This window comes from Psychrobacter sp. H8-1 (assembly GCF_904846575.1).
GTDB classification, from domain to species: domain Bacteria; phylum Pseudomonadota; class Gammaproteobacteria; order Pseudomonadales; family Moraxellaceae; genus Psychrobacter; species Psychrobacter fulvigenes.
Genome location: NZ_CAJHBG010000001.1, coordinates 750,357 through 776,702, shown reverse-complemented (window position 1 = coordinate 776,702; position 26,346 = coordinate 750,357). Strand labels below are relative to the sequence as shown.

At 43.1% G+C, this 26,346-nt stretch carries 18 protein-coding genes and 1 pseudogene; 6 read left to right on the top strand and 13 right to left on the bottom strand.

Translation table 11 applies throughout. The annotated features are described in order from the left end of the window. The first annotated feature begins 65 nt into the window (after nt 1–65). From JMY01_RS14040 to JMY01_RS03350, 4 genes are all read left to right on the top strand, one after another. Nucleotides 66–1,130 (top strand): hypothetical protein, encoded by a 1,065-nt coding sequence (locus JMY01_RS14040; RefSeq protein ID WP_227677642.1) that lies wholly within the window; start codon nt 66–68, stop codon nt 1,128–1,130. A 26-nt stretch (nt 1,131–1,156) separates the two neighbouring features. Next, a complete protein-coding gene (locus tag JMY01_RS14030) occupies nt 1,157–3,337 on the top strand; it encodes an LPS assembly protein LptD (RefSeq protein WP_307781407.1) in 2,181 nt (726 codons plus the stop codon). Nucleotides 3,338–3,535: 198 nt separating this feature from the next. Then, nucleotides 3,536–4,945 (top strand): peptidylprolyl isomerase, encoded by a 1,410-nt coding sequence (locus JMY01_RS03355; RefSeq protein ID WP_201574220.1) that lies wholly within the window; start codon nt 3,536–3,538, stop codon nt 4,943–4,945. Nucleotides 4,946–5,187: 242 nt separating this feature from the next. Then, the gene (locus JMY01_RS03350; RefSeq protein ID WP_201574219.1) at nt 5,188–7,140 is read left to right on the top strand and encodes an acyltransferase family protein; all 1,953 of its coding nucleotides are present in this window, start codon (nt 5,188–5,190) and stop codon (nt 7,138–7,140) included. Between the two features lie 159 nt (nt 7,141–7,299). Here the strand turns inward: JMY01_RS03350 and JMY01_RS03345 are convergent. Continuing rightward, nucleotides 7,300–8,477 (bottom strand): annotated as a pseudogene (locus JMY01_RS03345) (IS3 family transposase). A gap of 397 nt (nt 8,478–8,874) precedes the next feature. Beyond that, nucleotides 8,875–10,005 (bottom strand): endonuclease/exonuclease/phosphatase family protein, encoded by a 1,131-nt coding sequence (locus JMY01_RS03340; protein WP_201574218.1) that lies wholly within the window; start codon nt 10,003–10,005, stop codon nt 8,875–8,877. A gap of 400 nt (nt 10,006–10,405) precedes the next feature. Here JMY01_RS03340 and asd point away from each other — a divergent pair, with 400 nt between their 5' ends. Next, the gene (gene asd, locus JMY01_RS03335) at nt 10,406–11,539 is read left to right on the top strand and encodes an aspartate-semialdehyde dehydrogenase (protein ID WP_201574217.1); all 1,134 of its coding nucleotides are present in this window, start codon (nt 10,406–10,408) and stop codon (nt 11,537–11,539) included. Between the two features lie 60 nt (nt 11,540–11,599). On the opposite strand, the gene JMY01_RS03330 is transcribed toward asd, so the two are convergent. Further along, the gene (locus JMY01_RS03330; RefSeq protein WP_201574216.1) at nt 11,600–12,265 is read right to left on the bottom strand and encodes a heme-binding protein; all 666 of its coding nucleotides are present in this window, start codon (nt 12,263–12,265) and stop codon (nt 11,600–11,602) included. Nucleotides 12,266–12,539: 274 nt separating this feature from the next. Here JMY01_RS03330 and tgt point away from each other — a divergent pair, with 274 nt between their 5' ends. Then, nucleotides 12,540–13,691 carry a tRNA guanosine(34) transglycosylase Tgt gene (gene tgt, locus JMY01_RS03325; RefSeq protein ID WP_201574215.1) on the top strand — a complete coding sequence of 384 codons (1,152 nt, stop codon included), beginning with the start codon at nt 12,540–12,542 and terminating at the stop codon, nt 13,689–13,691. Between the two features lie 138 nt (nt 13,692–13,829). On the opposite strand, the gene JMY01_RS03320 is transcribed toward tgt, so the two are convergent. The 10 genes from JMY01_RS03320 to frr all read right to left on the bottom strand — a co-directional run bounded on the left by JMY01_RS03320 (nt 13,830) and on the right by frr (nt 26,278). Further along, on the bottom strand, nt 13,830–15,182 hold the full coding sequence (locus JMY01_RS03320) for a sodium-dependent transporter (protein WP_201574214.1): 1,353 nt from the start codon (nt 15,180–15,182) through the stop codon (nt 13,830–13,832). 253 nt (nt 15,183–15,435) lie between these two features. After that, entirely contained in the window at nt 15,436–16,215 is a 780-nt protein-coding gene (gene lpxA, locus JMY01_RS03315; protein WP_201574213.1) for an acyl-ACP--UDP-N-acetylglucosamine O-acyltransferase, read from the bottom strand. A 142-nt stretch (nt 16,216–16,357) separates the two neighbouring features. After that, nucleotides 16,358–16,867 (bottom strand): 3-hydroxyacyl-ACP dehydratase FabZ, encoded by a 510-nt coding sequence (gene fabZ, locus JMY01_RS03310; protein WP_201574212.1) that lies wholly within the window; start codon nt 16,865–16,867, stop codon nt 16,358–16,360. Between the two features lie 156 nt (nt 16,868–17,023). Continuing rightward, nucleotides 17,024–18,040, bottom strand: a complete 1,017-nt coding sequence (gene lpxD, locus JMY01_RS03305; RefSeq protein WP_201577137.1) for a UDP-3-O-(3-hydroxymyristoyl)glucosamine N-acyltransferase — start codon at nt 18,038–18,040, stop codon at nt 17,024–17,026. A 181-nt stretch (nt 18,041–18,221) separates the two neighbouring features. Further along, the gene (gene bamA / locus JMY01_RS03300) at nt 18,222–20,645 is read right to left on the bottom strand and encodes an outer membrane protein assembly factor BamA (RefSeq protein ID WP_201574211.1); all 2,424 of its coding nucleotides are present in this window, start codon (nt 20,643–20,645) and stop codon (nt 18,222–18,224) included. 273 nt (nt 20,646–20,918) lie between these two features. Continuing rightward, on the bottom strand, nt 20,919–22,295 hold the full coding sequence (rseP, locus tag JMY01_RS03295) for an RIP metalloprotease RseP (RefSeq protein WP_201574210.1): 1,377 nt from the start codon (nt 22,293–22,295) through the stop codon (nt 20,919–20,921). A 65-nt stretch (nt 22,296–22,360) separates the two neighbouring features. Then, nucleotides 22,361–23,569, bottom strand: a complete 1,209-nt coding sequence (gene ispC / locus JMY01_RS03290) for a 1-deoxy-D-xylulose-5-phosphate reductoisomerase (RefSeq protein WP_201574209.1) — start codon at nt 23,567–23,569, stop codon at nt 22,361–22,363. 242 nt (nt 23,570–23,811) lie between these two features. Next, nucleotides 23,812–24,621, bottom strand: coding sequence for a phosphatidate cytidylyltransferase (locus tag JMY01_RS03285; RefSeq protein ID WP_201574208.1), 810 nt, complete (start codon nt 24,619–24,621; stop codon nt 23,812–23,814). A 70-nt stretch (nt 24,622–24,691) separates the two neighbouring features. Beyond that, the gene (gene uppS / locus JMY01_RS03280; protein ID WP_201574207.1) at nt 24,692–25,447 is read right to left on the bottom strand and encodes a polyprenyl diphosphate synthase; all 756 of its coding nucleotides are present in this window, start codon (nt 25,445–25,447) and stop codon (nt 24,692–24,694) included. A gap of 276 nt (nt 25,448–25,723) precedes the next feature. Next, nucleotides 25,724–26,278, bottom strand: a complete 555-nt coding sequence (frr, locus tag JMY01_RS03275; protein WP_201574206.1) for a ribosome recycling factor — start codon at nt 26,276–26,278, stop codon at nt 25,724–25,726. Nucleotides 26,279–26,346: the final 68 nt, after the last annotated feature.

Genomic DNA, 26,346 nt, shown 5'->3' with positions numbered 1-26,346 from the left:
GCTGACATACATACGAGCAAACCCAATATCGCGAACCAATAGGCTCTACAATCATAGGTGTGCCCTTGTTATATTCTCCGCTTTACCAAAGCATTCGTTTGATTTTATTTGGTGCTTTAAGCTTGACTGGCTTAGCTGTGAGTAATGCTGCGATAGCGGACACTCAATCGCAGACAGCCACGCCTTTAGTCGCTGACAGTCCTGATATCCTAAACAGTACGCCGACCAGTGTTAGTAACACTGACACGAGCAGCATGCCTATTGATCAAACAGCCCTTGCAACTGGTACCACAGATATTCGCATCACACGCTCTGTAACTCCTAGTGTCAATAATACAAATAGAGTCAAAAAGTTAAATTCAAATTCAAGCCGCGATACAGCGTTTGATCAGACAGCTCTCAATCAAGTTGGTATGAATCGAAGCAGAGTTAGCAGTGCTGGTTCTCAGCAAGTTATTAACAGCCCTAACATCACAGTTGTAGCAGACAGTACTGACATAGATATTACTGATACAGATAGCTCTTATACAGACAACACTGAAATAGATCTTTTTGTCCATGACGCAGTTGCGACCTCTGAAGTTCCAGTCACCACAATTACTGACAGCGCTGTAAACTCCGAAGCCTTAGTAACTGAAAACCTAATCTCACAATTAGACGATGCTGATGATAAAAACGACTTAACGCGTGCTGAGCAAGGCATAGCAACAGATCCTGCACTTGATAGCAGTCGCCTTGATGTCAGTGATGAAAGTATTCAAGAAAGCTTAATGCGTTTGGCAGAGTTTTACCAGTTGAAACCCGATAGCGATACCTCTCCAGCAAAAGATACTGATGACGTTGTGAGTGATGGACAACTCTCAATAGACAGCAGCCTATCACCCGATCTAACACCTATAGATATCCCACAAGCCAGCAATAGACCTATACGCCAGCTTGGCACTGACTTAAATCTATTACCACATAGCGTAGACAGCTCTCAGCGCTGCGAAGGTCAATGGGTTTATCCTCAGCGTAATCCCAACTATCAACGTGCCAGCAATGAAGAGGTTATCAGACTAAAAGCGGCACTGATAATAGTCAGGCGCCTTTATTTGCAGAGTCTGATTATGGCTATTATGATAATGTAGATTATGCTGAACTTTCAGGTAACGTCATTCTGAATCAGGGTACTCAGCATATCGAGGCTGATAAAATTGTACTGGATTTGACCAATGGCATCGCTGGCGCACAAGGCAAGGTGATGTTTACCGATCAAGCGATTGGCAATAACAACACAGCTGCAATGCAAGGCCAAGGTAATACAGCTTCTCTTACCGAAAAAGCTTCACAAGGGGGACTTATTGGCGTCGCTGATAGCTTGGCTTATAGTACTGAGTCTGGACAAACCACAGCTTATGGCGTGGCTTTTGCCAGTGTACCACTGCAGTCGCACGGTTATGCCAAGCGCCTAAACCGTCCTAACGAGAGTCAGTATGAGCTGGATGAAGTGATGTTCAGTACCTGTCCACCGACCAATCGCAAGTGGCAATTTGATGCCAAAAGTATTGACTTAGACACGGACACCGGACGCGGCAAAGCTTACGACACGACTTTCCGTATTGCTGATGTTCCTGTGTTTTACTTACCTTACTTCAACTTCCCCATTGATAGTCGCCGTAGTAGTGGGTTTTTGTTGCCTAGCGCCAGCATCGATAGCGAAAGTGGCCTTGAAGTCGACATCCCTTATTATTTCAACTTGGCACCCAACTATGATGCCACACTCAACACGCATATTTATACCAATCGTAACCCTATGCTTTCGGGGGAGTTCCGTTATTTAACTGAAGAGTACGGTGGCGGTATATTTAATGGTTCATACTTGCCAAATGACAAACAATATAATGACGAAGACCGAAGTAGCTTATTTTATGATCACTATTGGTCATCAAACAGCATCCCGCGCTTAAGTGGTGATGCTAAATATAGCTATGTATCTGATGCCAATTACCTCGATGATTTTGACACGCTTGGCTTATCAGATAGTACACTGAACTTACCCAGACGCGCTCGTCTTAACTATTACAATGATTACATCACTGGTGACTTAAAACTCGAAACCTTCCAAACTCTTGATGCCTTTACCAGTACTGGCGAGGCGCTAAAAGATAAAGATAAGCCTTATTCACGCTTACCTCAATTAGAGCTGAGCTATCGCCTACCTTGGGTAGAAAAATTCGATATCACTGGTGTCCATGATTCTGCTTATTTCAAAAAGTCTATCGACGATGGCTCGGAGGCAGAAAAAAGTGGTGTACGCGTTTATAACAAACTCAGCGCCAGCTACCCTATTGAGTCTTCGTGGGGATATATCAAGCCTAAGGTTGGTTTACAGCATCTATATACCTCATATGATCAAGATAGCTTGGCAGATAACTTGTTGAGTGAAGATGACGGTAGTCAGTCGGTGTTTGTGCCACAAGCCAGCATCGATGCAGGTCTTAACCTCTACAAAGCAGGCTCACCATTTGGCGCGTTTGATGACACGATGGGCGGGTATCAGATATTGAGCCCAAGACTTAAATATACTTACTCACCGTTTGAAGACCAAAACGAGCTGCCAAACTTTAACACTCGCATTGCTTCTATCAACTATGAGCAGCTTTTTTCAGACAGCTGGTTCTTAGGTCATGACCGCTTGCAAGACTTACACGCCTTCACTCCGGGCATTAACTATCGTTACATCGACGCAACGGGCGTGACACGTTTTGATGGTAGCATTGCAGAGCAATTTTATATCGATGATGGACGTGTCACCCTTGATGATCAACAATCGGTTTTTAATAGCTCATCATCAGGCATGGTATGGGACGCCAGCACTCAACCTTATAATAATGTCTGGGTTGATGTGAGCGGTGCACTCACCAATAGTTATGATTTGAATTATGTCACGACTGAGCTGCGCTATCAGCCATCAGACAACAGCTTATTTAATGTCGGCTTCGTTAAGCGTATGCGTGATGACAACACCAATCAGTTGCCACTATCCGCGTTTACCGCCTCTGCGATCTTCCCCTTTAACAACAACTGGCGAGCATTAGCACAGGGACAGTACGACTATAATAGTGATAAAATGCTCGATGCACTGGTTGGCATAGATTACGAAGATTGCTGCATTGGTTTTGCCGTATATGGTCGTCGTTATTACAATGACCTCAATACCAGAGACAAGCCAACACAAGCGATAATGGCAGAAATCAGATTAAATGGTCTGGGCAGTGGCGATAGCCGTCTAACCCGACTGCTTGCAGATAAAGTGCTCGGTTTTGAACCAGTACAAACTGCATGGAAAGAGTAGTAATAGCTTTGCGAAGATATCTGCTTAAGAGTCAAAAAACGTATTTAGGCTATGTTATCAACGCCTACCGAACAATCACTTAATAACATTATAGGCAAGATTATCCTATAGCTGATTATTTATACTAAAATCGTGCATAATATATTGGATAATATTGGCCAGACACTATCCGATGCGATGACATTGATGAGGAGCATCATGAGATTTTTTTCTTTACGTCAAACCAGCCGTGCTGTATTAGTTTCTATGGGTATGAGTGCAGGCCTTGCGCTTAGCTTCAACGCTCAAGCGGCAACAACGTCAGAGCCTATAACGCCGCAAGAAGTAGGTTCGACCGCTAGCCAAGATAATAGCGCTCGGTTAACACCCGCTAATAGTACCGACGGCATCATCGCACTAGTCAACGATAATGCCATCTTAAAAAGCGATTTAGTTGCTGCTATCACGCAAACTCAAGCACGCGCGCAAGCAGCTGGTGAGCCAATTCCCAATTCAGCTCAACTGCAGTCTGACGTGTTAAATGCACTCGTTTTACGTGAGCTACAACTGTCACTGGTCAATCGGGTGGGACTCAAACCCGATGAAGCGGCTATCAATCAACGCTTAGCACAAATCGCACAAGCTGAAGGACTCAGTAGCATTGCCGCCCTACAGCAGCGATTGGATAGTGAGCAAACAGGTAGCTATGCCAATTTACGAGCAAAACTGATCGAAGACGCTGCTATTCAGGCACTACAACAACGCCAAATTGCCAATCGTGTGCGCATCAGCGAGCAAGATATTGATGCGTTTTTAGCCTCACCTGAAGCCAAGCGCTTAAACCAAAGTGAATATCAAACCATTCACGTCCGCGTGCCTTATGTAGATGATTACAGTCGTCTATCAGAAGCTCAGCGTACGCAAGCGCTGACAGTCGCTCAAGGGTTACGTACACGCCTACAGGCACCTAACGTAGATGTTGAAGCAGCTATGAATGCCTCTCAAGGTAGCTACCCCATTCCGCTACAAGGCGGCGATATGGGATTTCATAAGGCTGCTGCCCTTCCAACCGAACTATCAAGTGAGATCGTCAAGCTTGATGTGGGCGCTGTGAGTGAACCGCTTATCACTCCTGAAGGCATTGATATCATCAAGCTTGCTAACAAAAAAGCCAGTGATACCATGATCATCCCGCAGTGGCATACACGTCATATCTTGATTAAGGTCGACGAGCTACAAACTGATGCACTCGCCGAACAAAAAGTAAACGACCTATACGAGCAGCTACGTCAAGGTGCTGACTTCGCAGGCTTAGCAGCTACTTACTCTGATGACCCAGGCTCTGCAGGGCGTGGTGGTGATCTTGAGTGGGTCAGTGAAGAAGACATGGTCGGTCCATTTGAAGCAGTCATGAAAAATACCAGCGTAGGGGACTATTCTGCACCGTTTAAGACTCAGTTTGGTTGGCACATCCTCAAAGTTGAAGGCAAGCGTCAACATGATATCAGCGAACAATATCGCCGTAATATCGCACGTCAGGCGCTGTATCAACGTCTCGCGCCACAAGCACAAGAAGACTGGTTACAAGAGCTACGTGCCGGCGCTTATATCCAAGTACTTGCACCCTAAGCAAACTGTCTACAAATAACATATATAAACTATTAGATTAAATAAAGGGGATACGCATTGCGTATCCCCTTTTTAGTTTTGGAAGTCTATCACTATTAAACTTTTACACTCACCCAGTTATAACTGCTGACATACTTACTTTATACCGTATAGAAAGCCAAAGAAAAAGTTTTATACATATATTCGAAAAAACATATATAATACATACAATCACCTTCACTCAACTTTTGGTTGGTTATATTATGAAGTTCAGAAAAGATATTAATGGCATAAGAGCCTTGGCTGTCATCGCTGTTGTATTATTCCATTTTAATACCGCTTGGATGCCAGGTGGTTTTGCTGGTGTTGATGTCTTTTTTGTTATTTCGGGCTTCTTAATGACAGGAATTATATTTAGAGGGATCGAGCAAGAAAACTTCTCTATTTTAAAATTCTATGTCGCTCGTGCTAATAGAATTATTCCCGCCTTAGCACTACTTTGTTTAGTATTATTAGCTTTTGGTTGGTTCTATCTATCGCCTTTAGAATATAAGGCCTTAGGAAAACATGCTGCTAGTAGTGTTACTTTTTTATCCAACATTACATATTGGAAAGAGGCTGGCTACTTCGATGCTGCTTCTCATGAAAAATGGTTATTGCACACCTGGTCACTCTCAGTTGAGTGGCAGTTTTACATCCTCTATCCTCTATTTCTTGTGGCTATGCGTAAGTTTCTATCTATTAATACTATGAAAATAATGTTAATACTAGGAACGATTCTAGGTTTTATTTTCGGTGTTATTGCAACTTATAAGTGGCCTATACCTTCATATTTCCTCTTGCCTACTAGAGCATGGGAGATGATGATTGGCGGTGTCGCTTACCTCTACCCTTTTACATTACAGGAAAGCAGAAAAAAGTTGGTAGAAAGAATAGGCTTAGTCTTAATTATTACCTCTTATTTCTTAATATCAGCAAAGAATCCATGGCCAGGTTATTTAGCCATATTTCCTGTCATGGGTTCGTTTCTAATCATTCAAGCCCAGCGCGACGATAGTTTCATTACAGGCAATATTATTTTTCAAAAATTAGGCTCTTGGTCTTATTCTATATACCTTTGGCATTGGCCTTTTGTCGTAGCTATTTACATGTTCTCACTGCCTAAGTATTATATTTATCCAGGCATGGCGCTATCCATATTAATGGGCTTCTTAAGCTATAAATATGTTGAAAAAATAAGATTTAGCAATAATTTTTCTAGTTTCTTTAGCTACCTCAAAAGCAAACCAATTTATATTGCAGGGTTTGTAGGATTACTAGGCAGCATGTTATTTATGAAATCTGATGCCATTACCCCTTTGCGTCTAACGGCAGAGCAAATTTCAATAATAGAGCAACAGCAGTTAGATCCTAGGACGGAAGTTTGTGGGAAGGTTGAAAATGGAGTGTCTCCAGCCTGCATTTACGGTGATGGTCCAGTAAAAGCAATCGTTATTGGAGATAGTCATTCACAAGTCCAGAATGTCGCTATTGGCAATAGAGCTACTCTTGCGGGTGGAAGCATTTTGAGCTTAGGGCTTTCTGCTTGCCCGACAGTTAGAGGACTTTACTGGGTAGATCAAAATGGACAAAATCCAGATTATAATTGTGGAAAACTGGTAGAAAACGCTATTAACCTTCTAGCAAATAAGTATCCAAATATTCCTGTCATTATTATTAGCAGAACCTCTCTTTATTTTCATGGATATAATGAAAACAAGGATTTTCACTTGGAACCACCAACCCATTTCGTAGATGAGGTGTTCTCTGAGAGAAATGATAAGTATTATAATAACTTAAGCGAACACATGGTTAACAGTATATGTGAACTTAATCAAACAAATCCTGTGTATCTGGTAAGGCCAATTCCTGAAATGTTAAAAAATGTGCCATTAACGATGATTAAGTCTGTAATGTTGACTGGTAAAAAGGAGTCTATCAGAATAGCACTTAAGGAGTATAAACAACGTCATCAGGTTGCTTATAATATGCAAGATAAAGCAGCCAAGCAATGTGGTGCTGAAATACTAAACCCCATTCCACACCTCTGTGATAATGAGTATTGTTATGGTGATATCGATGGTATCCCCCTTTATTATGATGATGATCATCTTAGTAGCTATGGATCAGAGATTATCTCTCCTATGTATGATGAGGTTTTGAAAAAAGTACACTAAGGTATTGGATATAGTTAAATCTTTATAAAATCAATACAGCCCATATCATGAAACAGTTTAGGTAGATTATTCTCCATCCACCCTTGGCGTAGAAACTTAGCCTGTGCCCATTTTGACCCCTGCCGTCAAATCCATACAGTTAAACTTGGGAGATTTTAGTTACGCAGCTTGACGATAATAATCAAACCACACCTGTCTTGGCGATTTATATCCCAAGCCCCCTTGAATCCTAGTCTGGTTGTAATAAAGCTCAATATATCCAATGATATCGTTTATGGCTGTAAATCTGGTTTTGTAATCCTTATGATATACCAGCTCATTCTTCAACACGCCCCAGAAGCTTTCTATTGGAGCGTTGTCATAACAGTTGCCTTTGCCGCTCATTGAGCCTATAAATTGATGCTGCTTGATGATCTTGTGATACGCATAGCTGCAGTATTGACTGCCTCTATCTGAATGAACAATTAATGCCTTGCTTGGTCGTTTGTGTTTAATTGCCATATTTAATGCATTGCAAACTAAGTCAGCAGTCATGCGTTTGTGGATGGCGTAACCGACCAACTCTTTAGTGTATAAATCTTTCACTCCTGCCAAGTATAATCAGCTCTCAGCAGTCCAGATATAGGTAATGTCGCTGACCCATGCTTCGTTAGGACGCTTAGCGTCAAACCTCTGATCTAAAACATTGTCATAGACCAGCTTGTTGTGGCTTGAGTCAGTAGTGACTTTAAAGCGCTCATAATGTTGTGGCCTTGTTTGCTTAGATGAGCATGCAATCGATCTACGCCATAACGTTCTTTACTTTCACTGTGAGCCGCTTTAACCAGTAACTCACAATGGTTGCGATGTATCTGTTGGTCGCTGATATCACGACCCAGCCAGTTATAATAGCTTGAGGGTTTAACCTTTAGTACACGGCACATAGTAGTGGTGCTAAATATCTGATGATTGTCTTTGATAAAGGCGTACTTTACGGGCTGTCACTGCGGACATAGCCCTTCGCCTTGCGTCACTAAAACAGTCTCCCAGACTGTTTCTTAACATTCCTCATTCGCGAAGTACGCGGTGGCCTTTTTTAGAATTTCGCGCTCCTCTTCAGCCACTTTGAGCTGACGCTTGAGCTGCTTTATTTCTTGAAGAGCACTCATAAGGTCAGGATCATATTGCTCTGTGCCGATAAGCTTGCCTTGATTGGCTTTATTATGCCAGTTTGATAGCGTTTGCATGGCAATACCTAACTGCTTTGCAGTAGCTGAGATATTGCCATTATTATCTGCTATCTTCTTGACAGCTTCAGATTTAAACTCGTCACTGTAGGTTCTTACTTTCTTGGTCATGGTAAACTCCGATTAATACGCTTAGTTTACCAAGTTTAGGTGTACGGTTTCTTCAGCATAGCTCAAACCTCTATAAATCAACTATTTAACAGACAAATAAAAACCCGAACCTAGGGCGATTGGTTCGGGTTTAGGGCGCTTCATGTTATTATTATTATCTCTTCCGTGCTGACTTATCCTAAGCCATAAACAATAACCTATAAGACAGTGGGCTGACCTGTGCTTGCATGGTTACTGCCTCAACACTGCATCCATGCCTATCCTTGTGTTGATGATGCTATTGTATGCCGATCATCAGCGGGTAGCTAGACGCCAAAAGCACTATTGTTTGTACGCTTTTGCTTACATTCGTATGTATGACTTTAATGGCCACCAAAAGATAATTCCAATGTCCATATTATTCACAAACACTCTGTTCCTCTGCATGCTCTTTTGAGACTTTACGCCCTTCTTCTTTACCTTCTTGGATTTTATTTTCTGTTTCTTTAAAGTCCTCGGACTGCACTGCAGGTGCATTTTGCTCCTGTTTGCTTGCTTCTTCTGGCTCATACTGCAAAGTAGTCAATACAGGAAAGTGATCGGAACCAATGGACGGTAAACGCTCGATATCGACGACGGTAAAACAAGCACTGTGAAAAAGATGATCCAACGCCCAGCGTAAGAATGGATAGTTAACATGGAAGGTATTGATAAAGTGTCTGCCAACACGTGGATCTAACAGTCCTGATATACGTTGAAAGCGGCGGGTAGTCTTCGACCAAGCCACATCATTCAGATCTCCTGCCAGTATCGCCGTTTGATCATGCTCTTTGATATGTTTGCCCACCATTAATAGCTCAGCATCACGCGTGGTCGACTTATCCGCTTCGGTCGGACTTGGCGGCATTGGGTGCAAACAATACAACCAAATCACACGGCCATTTTCCAAGCGTAGCTGAGTATGAATCGAAGGTATGTCATCAATCATTAGATATTTAACAGTAGGATCTATCAACTCAAGTTTTGAATATAAATGCATACCGTAGAGGTTATCCAATGGCACTTTAACCGTATAAGGATAATCTGACTCAATTTCATTCAGCGCATCCTGCCATTTTTCATCTGATTCGAGTGTGATTAAAATATCAGGCTGCTTTTGCTTGATTAGATTGATGAGCTTATGAGTCTCATCATTGGGAGTTAACACATTTGAAACCATTATTTTTAACTGATACGCTTCTCCCTCGGGCATTTTTTTAGCATTCTGAACTTCTTTTTTCCACAGCTTTGTATAAGGCAGCACCATTCTTAGCTGAAACGCTAAAGTGATATTTAGAGCTGCGAACAATAGCCACTGCCCCATTTGCCATTCTGACCAAAAAGCCAGCATGCCAATCCAAGCAATAATACCAAGCACCATTATCTGAATACGTGGAAAGTCAACACCGCGTACCCACCAGTGATCAAGAGGCAACCAACCCCAGACGGTCACAAAAGCTATTAACCCTGCCAATAACTGCACACCATAATACAATAGGGAAATATCCATAAGTTTCATTAACCGTTTATTAAATAAATTATGAGCAGATAAGAGTCTTCATCTTCATTTAGGTAAATAAGTTCTATATTATATTACCTCATCCGAAATAACTGTTTACTTTAACATTTCGTAGCGAAGGCGCATACTGTGCACTATAAATCTCCATACATCTCTTCTAAAAAATTACAAACTGAATTCTTAAATTATACTGCCTGCGTTATTTTTATATAAGTCATCACAAAGCATTAGGCTCAATTAACGAAGTAAATAACCAAAAGTTATGCTAAGCATAGGTAATAGTGTGTTAAAAACAGCTAAAATTATCTAAAACACCTTGCTTTTCAAGCATATTCACGGCATTGTTATCGGTTGGCAGTGCTACAAATAATTGTTAAAAGGATTAAATTTCATGAGTAATTTAACGGTAGGCTTGGTAGGTTGGCGCGGAATGGTAGGATCAGTACTAATACAGCGTATGCGCGAAGAAAAAGACTTCGACGGCATCACACCTGTGTTTTTTTCAACCAGTAATGCAGGCGGCGATGCACCAAACTTTGATGGTATTAAACCCAGCCAACTTAAAGACGCTCATGATATAGAAGCGCTCTCTGCTTGTGATGTGATTATTACCTGTCAAGGTGGCGACTATACGTCGAAAGTACACCAACCATTACGTGATGGTGGCTGGGACGGCTACTGGATTGATGCGGCAAGCACCCTACGCATGGAAGATGACAGTATCATCATTCTTGATCCAGTTAATCGTAATGTTATTGATAGCGCCCTTGCCAACGGTAAAAAAGACTTTATCGGCGGTAACTGTACCGTGTCGCTCATGATGATGGCGATTGGTGAGCTGTTTAATAGAGGCTGGGTTGAGTGGGTTAGCGCCATGACTTACCAAGCAGCTAGTGGCTCTGGTGCAAACAATATGCGCGAGCTTATCAATGGCATGGGCGTACTACGTGATGCAGTAGCAGACGAGCTTGCCGATCCAGCCAGTGCGATATTAGATATTGATAAAAAAATCGCCCAGACTCAGCGTTCAGATGACTTTCCTAAGCAGTACTTTGGTGTGCCACTAGCAGGTAGTTTAATCCCTTATATCGACTCACAGCTAGAGAACAAACAGTCGCGTGAAGAGTGGAAAGGTGGCGTTGAAACCAATAAGATTCTTGGTAATTCTTCAGACAATACCATTCCTATCGACGGCATGTGTGTCCGTATCGGTGCGATGCGTTGTCACGCACAAGGCTTAACCATCAAGCTAAAAAAAGATATTCCGCTAGAAGAAATCGAAGCAGCACTAAAAAATAGCGGTAATGAGTGGTTAGACTTGGTCGAAGACGATAAAGAAGCCACCATGAATCGCCTAACGCCAGTGGCAGTGACAGGGACATTAACAATTGCGCTTGGTCGTCTACGTAAGCTTAATATGGGTGGTGAGTACTTAGGTGCGTTTACGGTTGGTGATCAGCTATTGTGGGGCGCTGCTGAGCCGTTACGCCGCATGCTAAACATTATCCGCGCGCAAAACAGCTAAACTTGTTCATATAAAAGCTACTCACAAAAAAGACAGCTTAAGCTGTCTTTTTTTTATACATTATTTCTGCTCATATCGAATCATGACTTCATTACGACGCATAAAAGGCAAAGTCCAAGGCGGATTATAACGTGCCAGCTCAGGTGTACCTATAATTTTTAAGTTTTGACCTTGCATCCAAGACTGCAGCGCCTCAGTTTTTTCAGCGACCTTATTGCTCCCTGCCAGTCCCGAAAACTTAATCACACCATAAGTCTGCACAGACAACTCAGTAATCGTGATGTCTGGGTTATTGGGCTTCGGCAGCGATTGCATTGTATATTGACTGGGCATAGTAAATTGTACGCGCCACTTCCCATCGGCTTGTTGCATACTCACTGGTGCAGTCATGGCAATTTTCTCTGACTCGTCACTGTCTTTATTTTCTTCAGAAGACATGGCTTCAGGTTGCATCATTACAGGTGCAGTCATACTGATTTTACGACTCTTGCCACCTGGCGCGGTATTATTACCAAAGATATAGTCCGCTAAGATCTTAAACCCTTTACGACTGGCAGCATCTTGGTCGCCTGTGACCCAAGTCTGAGCCACAAGCTGTCCATCATAGCGACGCAGCTCAAAATCATTCGTTTGCGACAAAATCGTATAGTTAGGTTCTTCGGTCGCCATAGCAACTCTTGATATTAATAATGAGCTGCCAAGCAATAGATAAACTGCCGTTTTCATAAACCGTCTCCATAGCCAAACATCGTCATTAAATAATTGGTTATCTTGCAATGATATATGTCCTATATACCACTTTCTAGCTTATCAATCCGTAATGCCTTATGTCTGTGTATTTTAGTGTAGAAATCTCATTATCAGTCAATATAAAATATAAACTGAGTAACATAAGCGCTTATATACAGCATCTATTATTCCGATAACCATCCCTCACCCAATAAAGTCGCAAAAATGCTATAATCAGCAACATTTTCATAGCTCAGATAGCGATTATTATATGCAATTTATCCTCCATAAAACCGCAAGCGGTGAGACACGCGCACGACGCGGTACCGTCCACCTTAATCATGGCGATGTGCAAACCCCTGCTTTTATGCCAGTAGGGACTTACGGAACCGTTAAAGGTATGCTGCCACGTGATATTGAAGACATCGGTGCTGATATCATCTTGGGCAACACTTTCCATTTATGGCTACGTCCAGGCTCTGAAATTATTGATAAATTTGGCGGTCTGCACAAGTTTATGCATTGGGATAAACCAATCTTGACAGATTCAGGTGGCTTTCAGGTGTTTAGCTTGGGCGCAATGCGTAAAATCACTGAAGAAGGAGTGAATTTCAAATCTCCGATTGATGGTGCCAAAGTGTTTTTATCACCCGAAAAATCGATGCAAATTCAGTACAGCCTAAACTCGGATATCGTCATGCAGTTCGATGAGTGTACGCCCTATCCTGCGACACATGACGAGGCCAAAAAATCTTTAGAGCTATCACTACGCTGGGGACAGCGCTGTCTTGATGAGCATCAAAAGCTTGGCAGCAGCAATGCCTTATTTGGCATCATTCAAGGCAGTATGTATGCTGACTTGCGTCAACAGTCGCTTGAGGGTTTACTTGAGATTGGCTTTGATGGTTATGCGATTGGCGGCCTATCAGTCGGCGAACCGAAAGATGAGATGATGGATGTTTTGGATTATATTCCTCACGCCATGCCTGCGGACAAGCCACGCTATTTGATGGGTGTTGGTAAGCCTGAAGACATCGTCGAAGCCGTGCGTCGCGGTGTCGATATGTTTGATTGTGTCATGCCAACTCGTAATGCGCGTAACGGCCATTACTTCGTTACTGGTGATGCCGATAATGCGGGTGTGGTACGCATACGCAACAGTCAATACCGAGAAGATGAAGGCCCACTAGATCCAGAGTGCGACTGCTACACTTGCCAAAATTTTAGCCGTGCTTATTTATACCATCTAAACAAGTGTAAAGAAATGCTTGGAGCACAGTTGGCGACCATTCATAACTTGCGCTATTATCAACGTTTGATGCAAGGTATTAGAGACGCTATTGAACAAGATAGCTTCGATGAGTTTGTCAGCGAGTTTTATAGCAAGCGTGGACAAACGGTCCCTGAGTTAAATTTACGTTAGTCGCTTTCAACACTGACTTATAGGTTTAGATACAAGTTAAAGGGAATGCAAAAAGGGCTTAAGAATTATCTTAAGCCCTTTTTATTACCTATCAATTCTTAGAAATGAGCAGTTAGCTGCTATTAATAGGTATCTGTATTAGCTCATCAATGTGGTAATAAAGACGACAATTACTGCGATTGGAGCAACAAACTTAGCGATAATCTGCCAAACCTGCCAAGCGCCGTCAGACAATCCAAGCTCTTCTTGGATGCTACGCTGATCCATTCTCCAAGCAAGGAAAATAATCGCTGCAAGACCTGTTAATGGTAAGATGAACTTACTGGTAATCTTATCTAATGCATCAAAGATACCATTACCCATGATGGTAAAATCACTCCATAAGTTGAACGATAATAGAGCTGCAATACCCAATAGCCAAATCACAGTACTAGCAGCGATAGTTGAAACCGTACGACTCATCGGGGTACGCTCTTCCAAAAACTCAACGGTTGGCTCCAGTAGAGAGATCGATGATGTTATCGCAGCAAAGGTAATGAGTAAGAAGAATAACGTACCTATAATAGTACCCGCTCCCATACTACCAAAGGCAATCGGTAAGCTTACAAAAATGAGACCTGGACCTGAAGCAGGATCAAGACCATTACTAAAGATAATTGGGAAGATGGCCAGACCAGCAGCCAATGCAATCACTGTATCTAAGATAACAACTGTTCGTGCTGTCTTAAGCAAGTTTACTTCACGGCCCAAATACGAGCCATAAGCAACCATGATACCCATACCAATAGACAGCGTAAAGAACGCGTGACCTAGCGCAGCTAGCATCACATCAGCCGTGAGCTTACTAAGATCTGGTGCGAATAGATAAGCGACGGCCTCACCAAAGCCACCATTCATAACGTTGTAACCAACAATCACAAATAGAATAATACCTAATAGTGGCATCAAAATTTTGGCTGTTTTTTCAATACCACTAGTGACACCAATACCAACGATGATAGCCGTAATGATCATAAAGACAGTATGCCAGATGGTTAATGTGCCTGCTGATGCTAGCATTGCATCAAAAGTTGCGGCAACAGAGTCGCTACCTTGACCTGAAAAACTACCTGTACCGACTTTTGTAATATAGTTAAGAGCCCAACCGCCAATCACACTATAAAAAGAGAGAATTAAAAAGCCGCCCAATATACCTGAAGCACCAACAATACCCCAACTACGTGATTTACCTTCACTGGCTGCAACATCAGCATAACTGTTTACAGGGTTTTTTTGTCCACGGCGACCGATTAACCATTCAGCGACCAAGATTGGGAAACCAACCAGCGCGATACAAAATAAATAAGCAATAACAAAAGCGGAACCCCCACTTTCACCGACCATATATGGGAACTTCCAAATATTTCCTAAGCCTACTGCCGATCCTACTGCTGCCAGCACAAAGCCAAAGCTTGAGCCCCACTGCGCATGTTCTTTTTTATTGGTAGCCATTTTTCTATCCTCGTGCTTCAATTAACATTGTCTATAACCATCCCTGATTATCCTAAATAGCATCATAAATTATGAGGCTATTCAAATCACGCATCAATGTGACGCGCTCAGCAACATTAAGAAAGAATTGTTTACAATATCGTAGACGCTAAGTTTCTGCTAAGCAACCTAAAAAGTCAAGTAGTCATAAACACAAAAAGCCATAACGAATCGTTATGGCTAATCAATGATAATGCGATAGTAGCTGCACAAACTAACGCACTACACCCCTCGCGCTATTCTCCAACGAATCAATCAATAGTTGAATTTTGGGCTCTTTGAACAGCAAATCTTCTTGTAATATAATAAGTGCTTGTGCGGTAGTCATGCCAGACCTAAATACCGTTAAGTACCCTTTACGCAGAATCTCAATAGTGTCAGCAGACCATTTTCTTCGGCGCATACCCTCAATATTTAGACCATGAGCACGGGCAGGATTACCCGATACCATAGTGAACGCTGCCACATCTTTCAAGATTAAACTGCCACCACCGACCAAGCTATAATCATCGACACGGCAAAACTGATGAATACCTGAGTTGCCACCGATAATGGTATGATCGCCTATGATGACATGACCTGCAATACCAACATTATTTGCCACAACGTTATGATCACCAATCACACAATCATGGGCTACATGGGTATTGACCATCAATAAATTATGATTGCCTATCTTAGTGACGCCCTCATCTTGCGCGGTGCCACGATGCAAACTGCAGGCTTCGCGAATGGTATTGTGATCACCAATCTCAAGCCAAGTGCGCTCACCAGCGTACTTTAAGTCTTGCGGATCTTCGCCAATGCTAGCAAATTGATAAATTTGATTGTGCTTACCGATACGGGTTAGCCTGGTTACAACGACATGCCGATGCAATACAGTGTGTGCCCCTATCGTCACCTCATCACCGACGATACAGTACGGCCCGATAACTGCGGTTTCATCAATCGTAGCAGACGGTGAAACCAGCGCTGTGGGATGGATCTGACTCATAATGCAGGCCTTTGTATCATTTGGTGCAAATAAATTTCAAAACAGGACTTTAAAATAAGCTCAGCTGTTTCATTTTTAATAATACTAATCATTATAAATGTTTTGACAATCAACGTATGGCTAATCAGTACTTCTCAGTCACTTATTGCTCTTGCCGAGCAATCATTACTTGCGCACTAGCCGCCAATTCATCGCCAACATGTACAGTACAATCAAACTTATAGATACCATGACGCTGCATCACTGTTTTGGCTCGAATAATCAGCTGATCCCCAGGTATGACACGGCGCTTGAAGCGCACCTTATCAACGCCAGCAAATAGATATAAGTAACCATCTTCTGCAGTCAATCCTGCACTAATAAAGCCTAATACTCCCGACACCTGAGCCATCGATTCAACCATTAGCACGCCTGGCATAATAGGCTCATCAGGAAAGTGACCATTAAAGAACTCTTCATTGATAGTCACATTTTTGATACCGGTAATACACTCACCCGGCTTACATGCTGTAATTCTATCCACCAGCATAAAGGGATAACGATGTGGCAGATAGTGCTTAAGCGTATGGTAAGTTAGTGGTAGTGTCAGGCCTTGTTCAGACAATGATTGAATATCTGCATCAGTGAGAGTGTCGATATCGATAGCGCTCATAACGGGGCTTCCTTGCTTTTGTTGGGTACTGTTTGCAATGTTTGGTAGTAACTTTAATAGTAAGTATTACAGTGACTGTATTTTAAATAACATGATTTTAGATAACGTGCTTGACTTACGTTTAATCAGGTTGTCTTTGGCTCAGTCTTAATAGCCTTATCCGTTGCCCAGCTGACGAAAACGCACAGCAGCGCGACGCCACTTGGCTGTTGGCATTGCAGCTGTTCCTGATGAGTAAGAACCAGCCGTTTTGATAGATTTTGTTACCATCGTCATGCCTGATAAAGTGACATCATCGGCAATCTCAATATGACCAGTAATGCCGACTGCGCCACCAATAATGCAGCGCTTGCCAATGGTAGTGCTGCCAGCGATACCCGTTTGCGCAGCGATCGCTGTGCCATCACCGATACGTACATTATGAGCAACTTGCACTAAGTTATCAATAATTACATGATGACCGATAACAGTATCATCAATGGCGCCGCGATCAATGCAGGTGTTGCTACCGATGCGCACGTGATTACCGATAATCACACGCCCAAGCTGGGCAATTCGCTCCCAACCACTGCTACTAGGATCTCGGGTTGGTGCAAAGCCAAAGCCCTCAGCACCGACACTAGCCCCTGCATGCAGTCTAACATGTTCACCAATAATACAATCATGACCAACGACAACTTGTGACTTGAGTACACTATCAGCACCGATATGGGTACGATCATCAACGACCACATGTGAATCAAGGAAGCTATTTGCACCAATATGTACATGCTCACCGATGACACAAAAAGCCCCAATGGTCACGTTAGCAGCTATCACTGCACTTTCCGCAATGACTGCTGTCGGGTGAATACCTTGTTTAGATAGCTGTGGCGCAAAGAGCTGGCTGCCGCTAGCATAGGCTAAATAAGGCGTTGCTACGACTAGCGCCAACGTTGTTGATGGTACTTGCTCACGATATTGTTCGGTGACCAATACTGCACCAGCATGGCTGCTTTTGAGACTAGAGATATAGTGTGGATCTGCCAAAAAACTCAGCTGCTTACTAGCAGCATCGTTTAAACCACCGACACCTTCTAAAGTCTGAGATAGCTGCGCAGCATTCAGCTCAGCTTTATTCAATACTGGCTGACGCTGCTCAATTTGGGAAATAAGTTGCTCAATCGTTATCATAATAAAGCTAATATAACCAATAGACATAAAAATGGCACCAAGCTCAAGTCTCAGCTTGGTGACCAATTTAAATAATATTTATAGAGTGACTTTAATATTTTTATATACCTAAAACATCTGAGCCAAATATAGAGCCTCTCTAGGATAATGACCTAACTATTAAATAATAATTTAACTACTATTAGAAGGTACTACCAATCTGGAATTGCACCTTCTCAGTCTCGTCACCTTCTTTATCACCAATAGGTACTGCATAGCTAAGAGAAATCGGTCCAATCGGTGTGTACCAAGTAATACCCGCACCCGCACTGAAACGTAAATCGTTATCCTGAGTAAGCAAAGGCACATCTTGGTCAGGTGTTATATTAGGATCAGGATTGGGATTAGGATCAACAAAGTTACGATTTTTTTTATTCGTGGTATCAAATACTTGCCCACCTTCAGCGAACAGTACTGGACGTACCTGATCTGCCCAGTCGCCTTTAAACGGCATCGGTAAGATTAACTCAGTACCGAAAGTGACCAAAGCATTACCACCAACCTCTTCTTCTTTATAACCTATACTACTATTTATTGCATCATAATAACTTTTTGACTTAGGGCCAAGGGTCGATGATTCATAACCACGTACCGAACCATAACCACCAGCATAGAAATTTTCATAGAATGGCAAATCATTACCATAGCCCAGCTTGGTATAACCACGAGCTATCACATCTTTGTAGATGGGCTTATATACGTTACCACGATAGATCAGCTTTTGATAACTGGCATCACCGAAGCCTAAGGTAGCATCAACAGTATGACTCATACCCTTGGTCGGAAACACGGGACGATCCAAGGTGCTGTAATCCCAACCTAGTAGGAGATTGTAGGTGTTATAATCATTTTTAAAGCCCGTACGATCATCTTCAAATGAAGTAAATGAACCACCATCATCGATAATCTGCTGGACGTTGGACACTCCAAGCCAGCGCCCGCCACGTACAGTGGTATTATCGAAGTTTACCCCTGCACTGACGCGCTTGGTTTCATCGACAGGATAGCTGTAGTTCAGCGTCGCGCCGTAAGAGTCAGTGACATAGTTACTAACGTTTCGATCATCGTATTTAGTCTCACGATAATAGGCACTGATTCCTTGTGATACACCGTTTTCAGTAAAATACGGATCGGTATAACCTAAGCTATATGAATCACGCGTCTCTGAGCGTGACAGTGCCGCTTTGACACGGTTACCCGTACCCATAAAGTTATTTTGCGTCAGATCCAGCTGGAAAGTCACACCACCACTCTGTGAGTAACCAGCAGCAATGGTCGAGCTACCAGAAGGCTGCTCTTCAACCACATAGTTGACGTCAACTAGATCTGGCTGATTAGGTACTGGCTTCACATCTACGTTTACCGCTTTAAAAAAACCTGTACGCATCAAACGCGTACGTGACAGCTGTATTTTATCATTAGAAGCAAGCGCGCCCTCTAATTGACGCATCTCACGGCGCAACACTTCATCCTGGGTTTTTATGTTGCCATTAAAGTTGATACGGCGTACATAAATTGGACGCGCAGGGTCAATATAGTAATCAACATCGACGACTCTGGTCTCATCATCGATACGTGGGACAGGGCGTACTTGGGCTAGATAGTAACCCTCATTGCCATAGCGGCTTTTTAGGGCTGCCGTTGTGGCATCTAGCTTAGCTTGTGAATACTGCTCATTCGGGCCAAAGGTAACAAGCTCTTTGAGCTCATTGGTATCAAATTTTGGGTCGCCTAAGAAGCTGGTCTCACCAAATTGATACTGCTCACCTTCGCTGACACTGACTTCGATAAACACACTGCGCTTATCTTCACTGATATTGAGTACCGCATTATCAACTGCAAAGCGTACGTAGCCATCGTTTTGATAGAGCGCAGTTAAATTCTCTAAACTGGCAGCTAGCTTTTCTTTAGCGTAGCGATCAGACTTAGAAAGCAGACGCGTCCAAGATGATTCTTTTACCGCAAAGACATCTCTAATATCATCATCACTAAAGTGTTTATTACCGATGATATTAATATCGACAACTTTGGCTGGCTTACCTTCGATAAAACGCACGTCCAGTTTGACGCGGTTGCCATCCAGCAAGGTTTGATCGACTTCGATATTACTGTTGTAATAACCTTGGCTGATATATTGCTGCTGCAGCTCATTCGCGACACCTTGCAGCGTCGACTGCTTGAGCACATCTCCTACAGATAGGCCAGCATTTGCCAGACCTTCTGTTAACCCTTCTTTAGGAATGAGCTTATTGCCCTCAAAGTTGACTTCAGCAATGATAGGCCGCTCGACCACGTCAAAGCGCAGCTTACCGCCCTCAATACGACTTTGGATATTGGCAAAGTTGTCCGTGGCATACAAGGCTTTGATACTGGCTGCAAGGCTGCTATCAGTGACCGTATCACCTACCGTAACTGGCAATACTGGATAGAGGCTATCAGGGGTTAGGCGTTGTAAGCCAGTAAAACCAATATCGGTGACCACAAAATCTGCGGCCTGTGCCGAAACACTCATCATCGCTACAACTAACGGCAACCCAGCCGCGCTCATAAATAAAGGCGTACGCATAAACACTATCCGTCAATAAAAAACTTGCTTAAGTTAAGTTAAAAAGCATAATTTGTCTAGCCCAATCGCAATTATTGCGCAGTCGGCGACTTAATTTTGGGGTGACTCAGGACACTTTATATAAAATGCATTATAAAATAAACTAAAAAATACTATTAGTATAGTAGTAATAGCGCTGTTAACGTATCGCCATATTGCTATAAGAACTGAAGCTTGTTTCCTGCTTAGGCGTTATTGTATCGCACCTTACTCTATAAGTGACACCGCTTTCATCTAAAATAGCCGACTAATATCATTACCAATCGCTAACACCATGAAACTTAGCAGTAAGAGTAAACCGATATTCAAACCGACTATCTGAACCCTTTCTGATAAAGGTTTTCCGCGGATAAGCTCAATCACATAATAAACAATATGACCACCATCTAACACAGGAATAGGCAATAAGTTTAATACAGCAAGGCTCAAACTAATCAAACCTGCTGTAGATAATACCATCTCCCAACTGATATCGAAGCTTTGTTTGGCAACTTTGGCAATAGTAATTGGGCCTGATAAGTTATCAAGACCTATCATACCAGAGAGCATTTTGCCCATTGAACTGACCGTCATAACCGCCAATTGCTCAGTTTTTTCAAATGATTTAATCAGTGCCTCACCCGGACCATACACGACTGTCGTCTTATACTCATCAGGTATGACAATCTCAGATTGCTCCACCATAGCACCGATCTGACCATAAGTATTACCTAGATTGTCTTTTTTGCCTTGAGGCATGATCTGTAGCTGTACAGGCTTGTTATCACGTAATACCGTAAAATCTAACAGCACCTCAGGGCTATCACGAATGATACGTGTCACGCTGATCCAGTCTGTCACTGCTGTGTTGTTAATCGCAGTAATACGATCGCCCACTTCTAACCCTTGACGAATGGCTGCGCCATCAGCTGACAACTCACCAACCACGGGCGCGATTTGTGGTTGCCATGGCAACATACCAAAGCTTGTCAACGCGTCCTTACCTTGCGCATCGCCTTGCATAAAGTTAGTGACTGGCGCTTGGTAGGTTTTTGCAGTAACAGTCGCTTGCTCAGATGACTGTAGGGTGATGCTGATATTATCTGTTTCACCCATGCGCCCTGCTAAGCGATAATTGACCCCTTCCCACGTCTGCACATCATGGCCATCAATCGCTACGATTTTATCACCCACTGGCAGCTGTGCCATCGCCGCTGGTGACTCTGGCAGCACTTGCCCAACCTTGGTCGCTAACTGCTCAGATGGGGTCATAAATAACACCCAAAACAGTGCAATCGCAATAACAAAGTTCATGATGGGACCAGCAGCGACGATCGCGATTTTTTTCAGTGGATGCTGACGATTAAAGGCCAAATGCTGCTCATCTTCTGCCACTTCCCCTTCACGCTCATCGAGCATTTTGACATAACCACCAAACGGTAGCATTGAGAGCCGATAGTCGGTGCCTGTTTTTTTGCTTGTCCAGCCCGTCAGCTTAGGGCCAAAGCCTATAGAATACGTCAATACTTTTACACCGCACAAACGCGCCACGATATAGTGGCCCCATTCATGCAATGCAATCAGAGGGCCTAATACAAAAATCGCTGCTAATAGCGTTAGTAAAAACGTCATTACCTTCTCTCGCTTAGGTTACTTTTACTTAAGGTGCCATACATCTGATATTTCGCTTAGTTTGTTTACGCCATTTTTGCGATAAACGCACTGGTGTAGAGCCGCGCTTCATGATCAATGGATAAAATATCGCCTATATCTGCACTTGCGTCTAACAATGACACCTTTACTTGCGTCAACGCCTGCTCATTGATATCAGCAATGTCCGTTAAACGGATCTGTCCAGCCAAAAACGCAGCGACTGCAATCTCATTGGCGGCATTGAGTACAATGGTCGCCTGCGTACCTGCTTGCATCGCTTGACGTGCAAGACGCAGACAGGCGAATTTTTGTAAGTCTGGTTTAATAAACTCAAGGTCGTTTAGCGCAAATAAGTCTAATGGCTGTGAGCCACTATCAATACGATTGGGATAGCTTAAGGCATGAGCAATGGGCGTTTTCATGTCTGGGCTGCCAAGCTGCGCTAAGAAGCTACCATCGCTATATTCTACCATTGAGTGAATGATACTTTGTGGATGAATAACCACATTTATCTTGTTTTCTGGTAGGTCAAATAAATGACACGCTTCTATTAGCTCTAGCCCTTTATTCATCATAGTCGCAGAGTCGACCGATATCTTTTGCCCCATTGACCAGTTAGGATGTTTGACCGCTTCTGCGACCCCTGCCTGCTGCATCTGAGCAAATGACTGCTGTAAAAACGGCCCGCCAGAAGCGGTTAGCCATAACTTACGTACACCGTGGCTTGGTTCATGAATCTGGGTGTTGTTTTGCTGAATAGCAGCTGGCAAGCACTGAAAAATAGCATTGTGTTCAGAGTCAATTGGCAGCAAGGTTGCATTGTGGGATTTGACCGCTGCGATCATCACTTGACCTGCCATGACGAGCGCTTCTTTATTGGCCAGTAAGATACGCTTGCCTGCCCTAGCTGCGGCTAATGTCGAGGGCAATCCTGCTGCGCCAACGATCGCGGCGACCACAGTATCCACCTGTGAGTCTGTTGCTATATCTACTAAACCCTCAGCACCGCCCACCACATCAATAGTTAAACCAACATCACTAAGCCTTTTTGCAAAACCATCGACATCAGCACTCGGCACACAAACACGCGTCGGCTCAAATTGCTGGCATAGCGCCAATAGCTTATCTAGGCGCTGGTATCCTGATAAAGCATAGACATCATAATCATGCGGATGCGCTGCTAAGATTGATAAGGTGCTATCCCCAATAGAGCCCGTTGCGCCAAGTACGGCAATGCGTTGCGTCATAACCATTAATGCCCATTTATCGTGTTAACGTTTGTGTTATTAAAAAACCATCGTGAAAAAATGCCAGCAAAAAAAAGCATAAACATAAAGAAATAAAGAAAGAGAAAAATCAGAAATGCTACATCAGCGCTAGTAAACAACTGACGTAGCCAAATATAGAATAGAGATCTGCAAATAGACTAAAGGGTTTAACTCCTTAATTATGGCGTGTTGAACATTCAACCCACCTTAAGTGTTTGATAAAGCATTTAAGCGACGATTAAGCCCAAATACTGTAACCCCCAAAAACCTAGCGCAAATATCGGCGTGGCAGATAGTAACGAATCAATGCGATCAAGGATACCACCGTGCCCTGGCAAGATAGTCCCTGAATCTTTGACGCCAGCGCGGCGCTTGAGCATTGACTCAAATAAATCGCCAAGTACCGAGGCCAAAATCGTCAGCGCCGAGAGTGCCACAAAGGCGACCAATGCTGTACCAGTGAGTTGTAGCTTAAAGACACTGATGACCACGACGACCAGCAGACCAGTTACTAAGCCGCCCGCCAAACCTTCCATGCTTTTATTGGGGGAGACGTTAGGCGCCATTTTACGCCGTCCAAGCTTGCGCCCAACGAAGTAAGCGCCGCTGTCTGCACACCATACCAATAAAAACACATACATCAGCCACCATGCCGACAGCTGCCATAAATAAAACATAGCCGTAATAGATGCAGTTAATATCACCACCCCCATTAGCCCAAGCTTTTTGCCGTACCAGTTCGTATGCGTTGGGAACTTACCCACCCAAGAGAGCGCCATTAGCCAGATGACCAAAGATGCCACCCACCAAAACAACCAAGTGACTTTGAACATCAAGGATATAAGCGTGATTGCTAATACCATTAGTACAAAGACTGCAGGCTGACGCCATTTTGGCATCAGTTTGGTCCATTCATGCGCGGCTATGGTGACTCCTATTGCTAATAGCGGTGCAAAGAAGATGGGCGTTTGACTCGCAAATAGTGCAATACCAACAATAATAATTAAAATAATTGCTGTTTTAATCCGTTGCCACATACCAATCCGGCCTTATAATAATAAATATCTGCTTAATACTACATTATATTAGTTAATCCGTGTGCATTAACTACCGTGTTCCTTGCGCCTCAATCTGCTCACTGGTTTTACCAAAACGGCGCTGGCGCTGAGCAAACTCTTTTATCATTTGTGCAAGCTCATCTGCGCTAAAGTCTGGCCACAAGGTTTGGGTAAAAAACAGCTCAGCGTACGCAGATTGCCACAATAAAAAGTTAGAGATACGATACTCACCGCCTGTCCTTATGAGCATATCCACAGCAGGCTCATCGGCTAGCTGTACATACTGACTAAGCAACTCTTTGTCTATCTCTTCAGCCCGTAAATCACCTGCTTGTACCTGCTGCGCCAATTGTTGAGCGGCATGGGCGATATCCCATTGTCCACCATAACTGATCGCAATCACCAGCGTCATGGCTTCAAAATGAGCAGTTTTGGCTTCTGCATCTAGCATCAGCGCTTGCAAGTCATCGTCAAGCTGACTGCGATCACCAATGAAGCGGAGCCGAATACGATACTTATTCATTCGCGGCATCTGCTCATGGATGGTTGAGGTCAGTAGCCGCATCAGTAAAGCCACTTCATTGGGTGGACGTAGCCAGTTTTCACTTGAAAATGCAAATACGGTCAGCACTTCAACCCCAGCGTCGAGACAATACTCAACGATAGGATCTAGTGCATCTTTGCCTGCGATATGACCCTCGCCGCGGCCAAGACCTTTGGCTTTGCCATAACGATTATTACCATCCATGATAATAGCGATATGACGAGGAATAAGATCAGTCGGCGATGATAAGGATGTAGGCATGGACTATACTGCTTATTATGAAAGTAAATTTATCAGCGAGATTGGCTCAAAAACTGGCTTAAAAGAATGTGCTTTTATCACATAGTTGTTTCAATATAAAAGAGGATAAAAAAGCCCCTGCAGATGTATAAATAACACTCCAAGTGAGAGTCAAGACTAACGCTGTCACTCTTTTATAGTAGATTGACTACATATAGTAATAAACAGCCAATAGTGGTCCACTATTGGCTGTTAGCTTGAAACCATGATGAAAAGCAGTATTAAAACTGTTGCTAATTACACTTCCATTAGCTCTGTTTCTTTGTTATTCAATCTTCTATCAATGGTTTCGATGAACTTGTCGGTAATCTTTTGAATATCATCACTAGCGCGACGCTCATCATCTTCTGAAATTTCTTTTTCTTTGGCCAGATCTTTAATATCATTCATCATATCACGGCGAATATTACGAATAGAAACACGGCTGTTTTCAGCTTCAGCGCGCGCAAGCTTTTGCATATCGCGGCGGGTTTCTTCAGTCAAAGCTGGCATCGGTACACGAATCACGTCGGCACTCATCGGGTTGAGACCCAAATCTGCTTCACGAATGGCTTTGTCTATCGCCTGCACCATAGTACGCTCAAATGGCTGTACCAATAACGTGCGCGAATCTTCAACGTTGATACTCGCTACTTGGTTAAGCGGTGTATCTGCACCATAATAGCTCACCATGACGCCTGAAAGCATTCCTGGGTGTGCACGGCCTGTACGAACCTTACTAAAGGTGTTTTCAAGCGCCTCTAAGGTCTTTTCCATACGTGCTTCGCCGTCTTTCTTAATCTCATTAATCATTATGTGTCCTTATTTATCGATACCGATAATACTCAATGTTATATAGATGGTTATTAGCTATTAATATA

What these genes read in the sequence shown, in the direction of transcription:
- JMY01_RS03355 (WP_201574220.1), top strand. Translation starts at nt 3,536, where the DNA reads ATGAGATTTTTTTCTTTACGTCAAACCAGCCGTGCTGTATTAGTTTCT.
- JMY01_RS03350 (WP_201574219.1), top strand. Translation starts at nt 5,188, where the DNA reads ATGAAGTTCAGAAAAGATATTAATGGCATAAGAGCCTTGGCTGTCATC.
- JMY01_RS03340 (WP_201574218.1), bottom strand. Translation starts at nt 10,005, where the DNA reads ATGGATATTTCCCTATTGTATTATGGTGTGCAGTTATTGGCAGGGTTA.
- asd (WP_201574217.1), top strand. Translation starts at nt 10,406, where the DNA reads ATGAGTAATTTAACGGTAGGCTTGGTAGGTTGGCGCGGAATGGTAGGA.
- JMY01_RS03330 (WP_201574216.1), bottom strand. Translation starts at nt 12,265, where the DNA reads ATGAAAACGGCAGTTTATCTATTGCTTGGCAGCTCATTATTAATATCA.
- tgt (WP_201574215.1), top strand. Translation starts at nt 12,540, where the DNA reads ATGCAATTTATCCTCCATAAAACCGCAAGCGGTGAGACACGCGCACGA.
- JMY01_RS03320 (WP_201574214.1), bottom strand. Translation starts at nt 15,182, where the DNA reads ATGGCTACCAATAAAAAAGAACATGCGCAGTGGGGCTCAAGCTTTGGC.
- lpxA (WP_201574213.1), bottom strand. Translation starts at nt 16,215, where the DNA reads ATGAGTCAGATCCATCCCACAGCGCTGGTTTCACCGTCTGCTACGATT.
- fabZ (WP_201574212.1), bottom strand. Translation starts at nt 16,867, where the DNA reads ATGAGCGCTATCGATATCGACACTCTCACTGATGCAGATATTCAATCA.
- lpxD (WP_201577137.1), bottom strand. Translation starts at nt 18,040, where the DNA reads ATGATAACGATTGAGCAACTTATTTCCCAAATTGAGCAGCGTCAGCCA.
- bamA (WP_201574211.1), bottom strand. Translation starts at nt 20,645, where the DNA reads ATGCGTACGCCTTTATTTATGAGCGCGGCTGGGTTGCCGTTAGTTGTA.
- rseP (WP_201574210.1), bottom strand. Translation starts at nt 22,295, where the DNA reads ATGACGTTTTTACTAACGCTATTAGCAGCGATTTTTGTATTAGGCCCT.
- ispC (WP_201574209.1), bottom strand. Translation starts at nt 23,569, where the DNA reads ATGGTTATGACGCAACGCATTGCCGTACTTGGCGCAACGGGCTCTATT.
- JMY01_RS03285 (WP_201574208.1), bottom strand. Translation starts at nt 24,621, where the DNA reads ATGTGGCAACGGATTAAAACAGCAATTATTTTAATTATTATTGTTGGT.
- uppS (WP_201574207.1), bottom strand. Translation starts at nt 25,447, where the DNA reads ATGCCTACATCCTTATCATCGCCGACTGATCTTATTCCTCGTCATATC.
- frr (WP_201574206.1), bottom strand. Translation starts at nt 26,278, where the DNA reads ATGATTAATGAGATTAAGAAAGACGGCGAAGCACGTATGGAAAAGACC.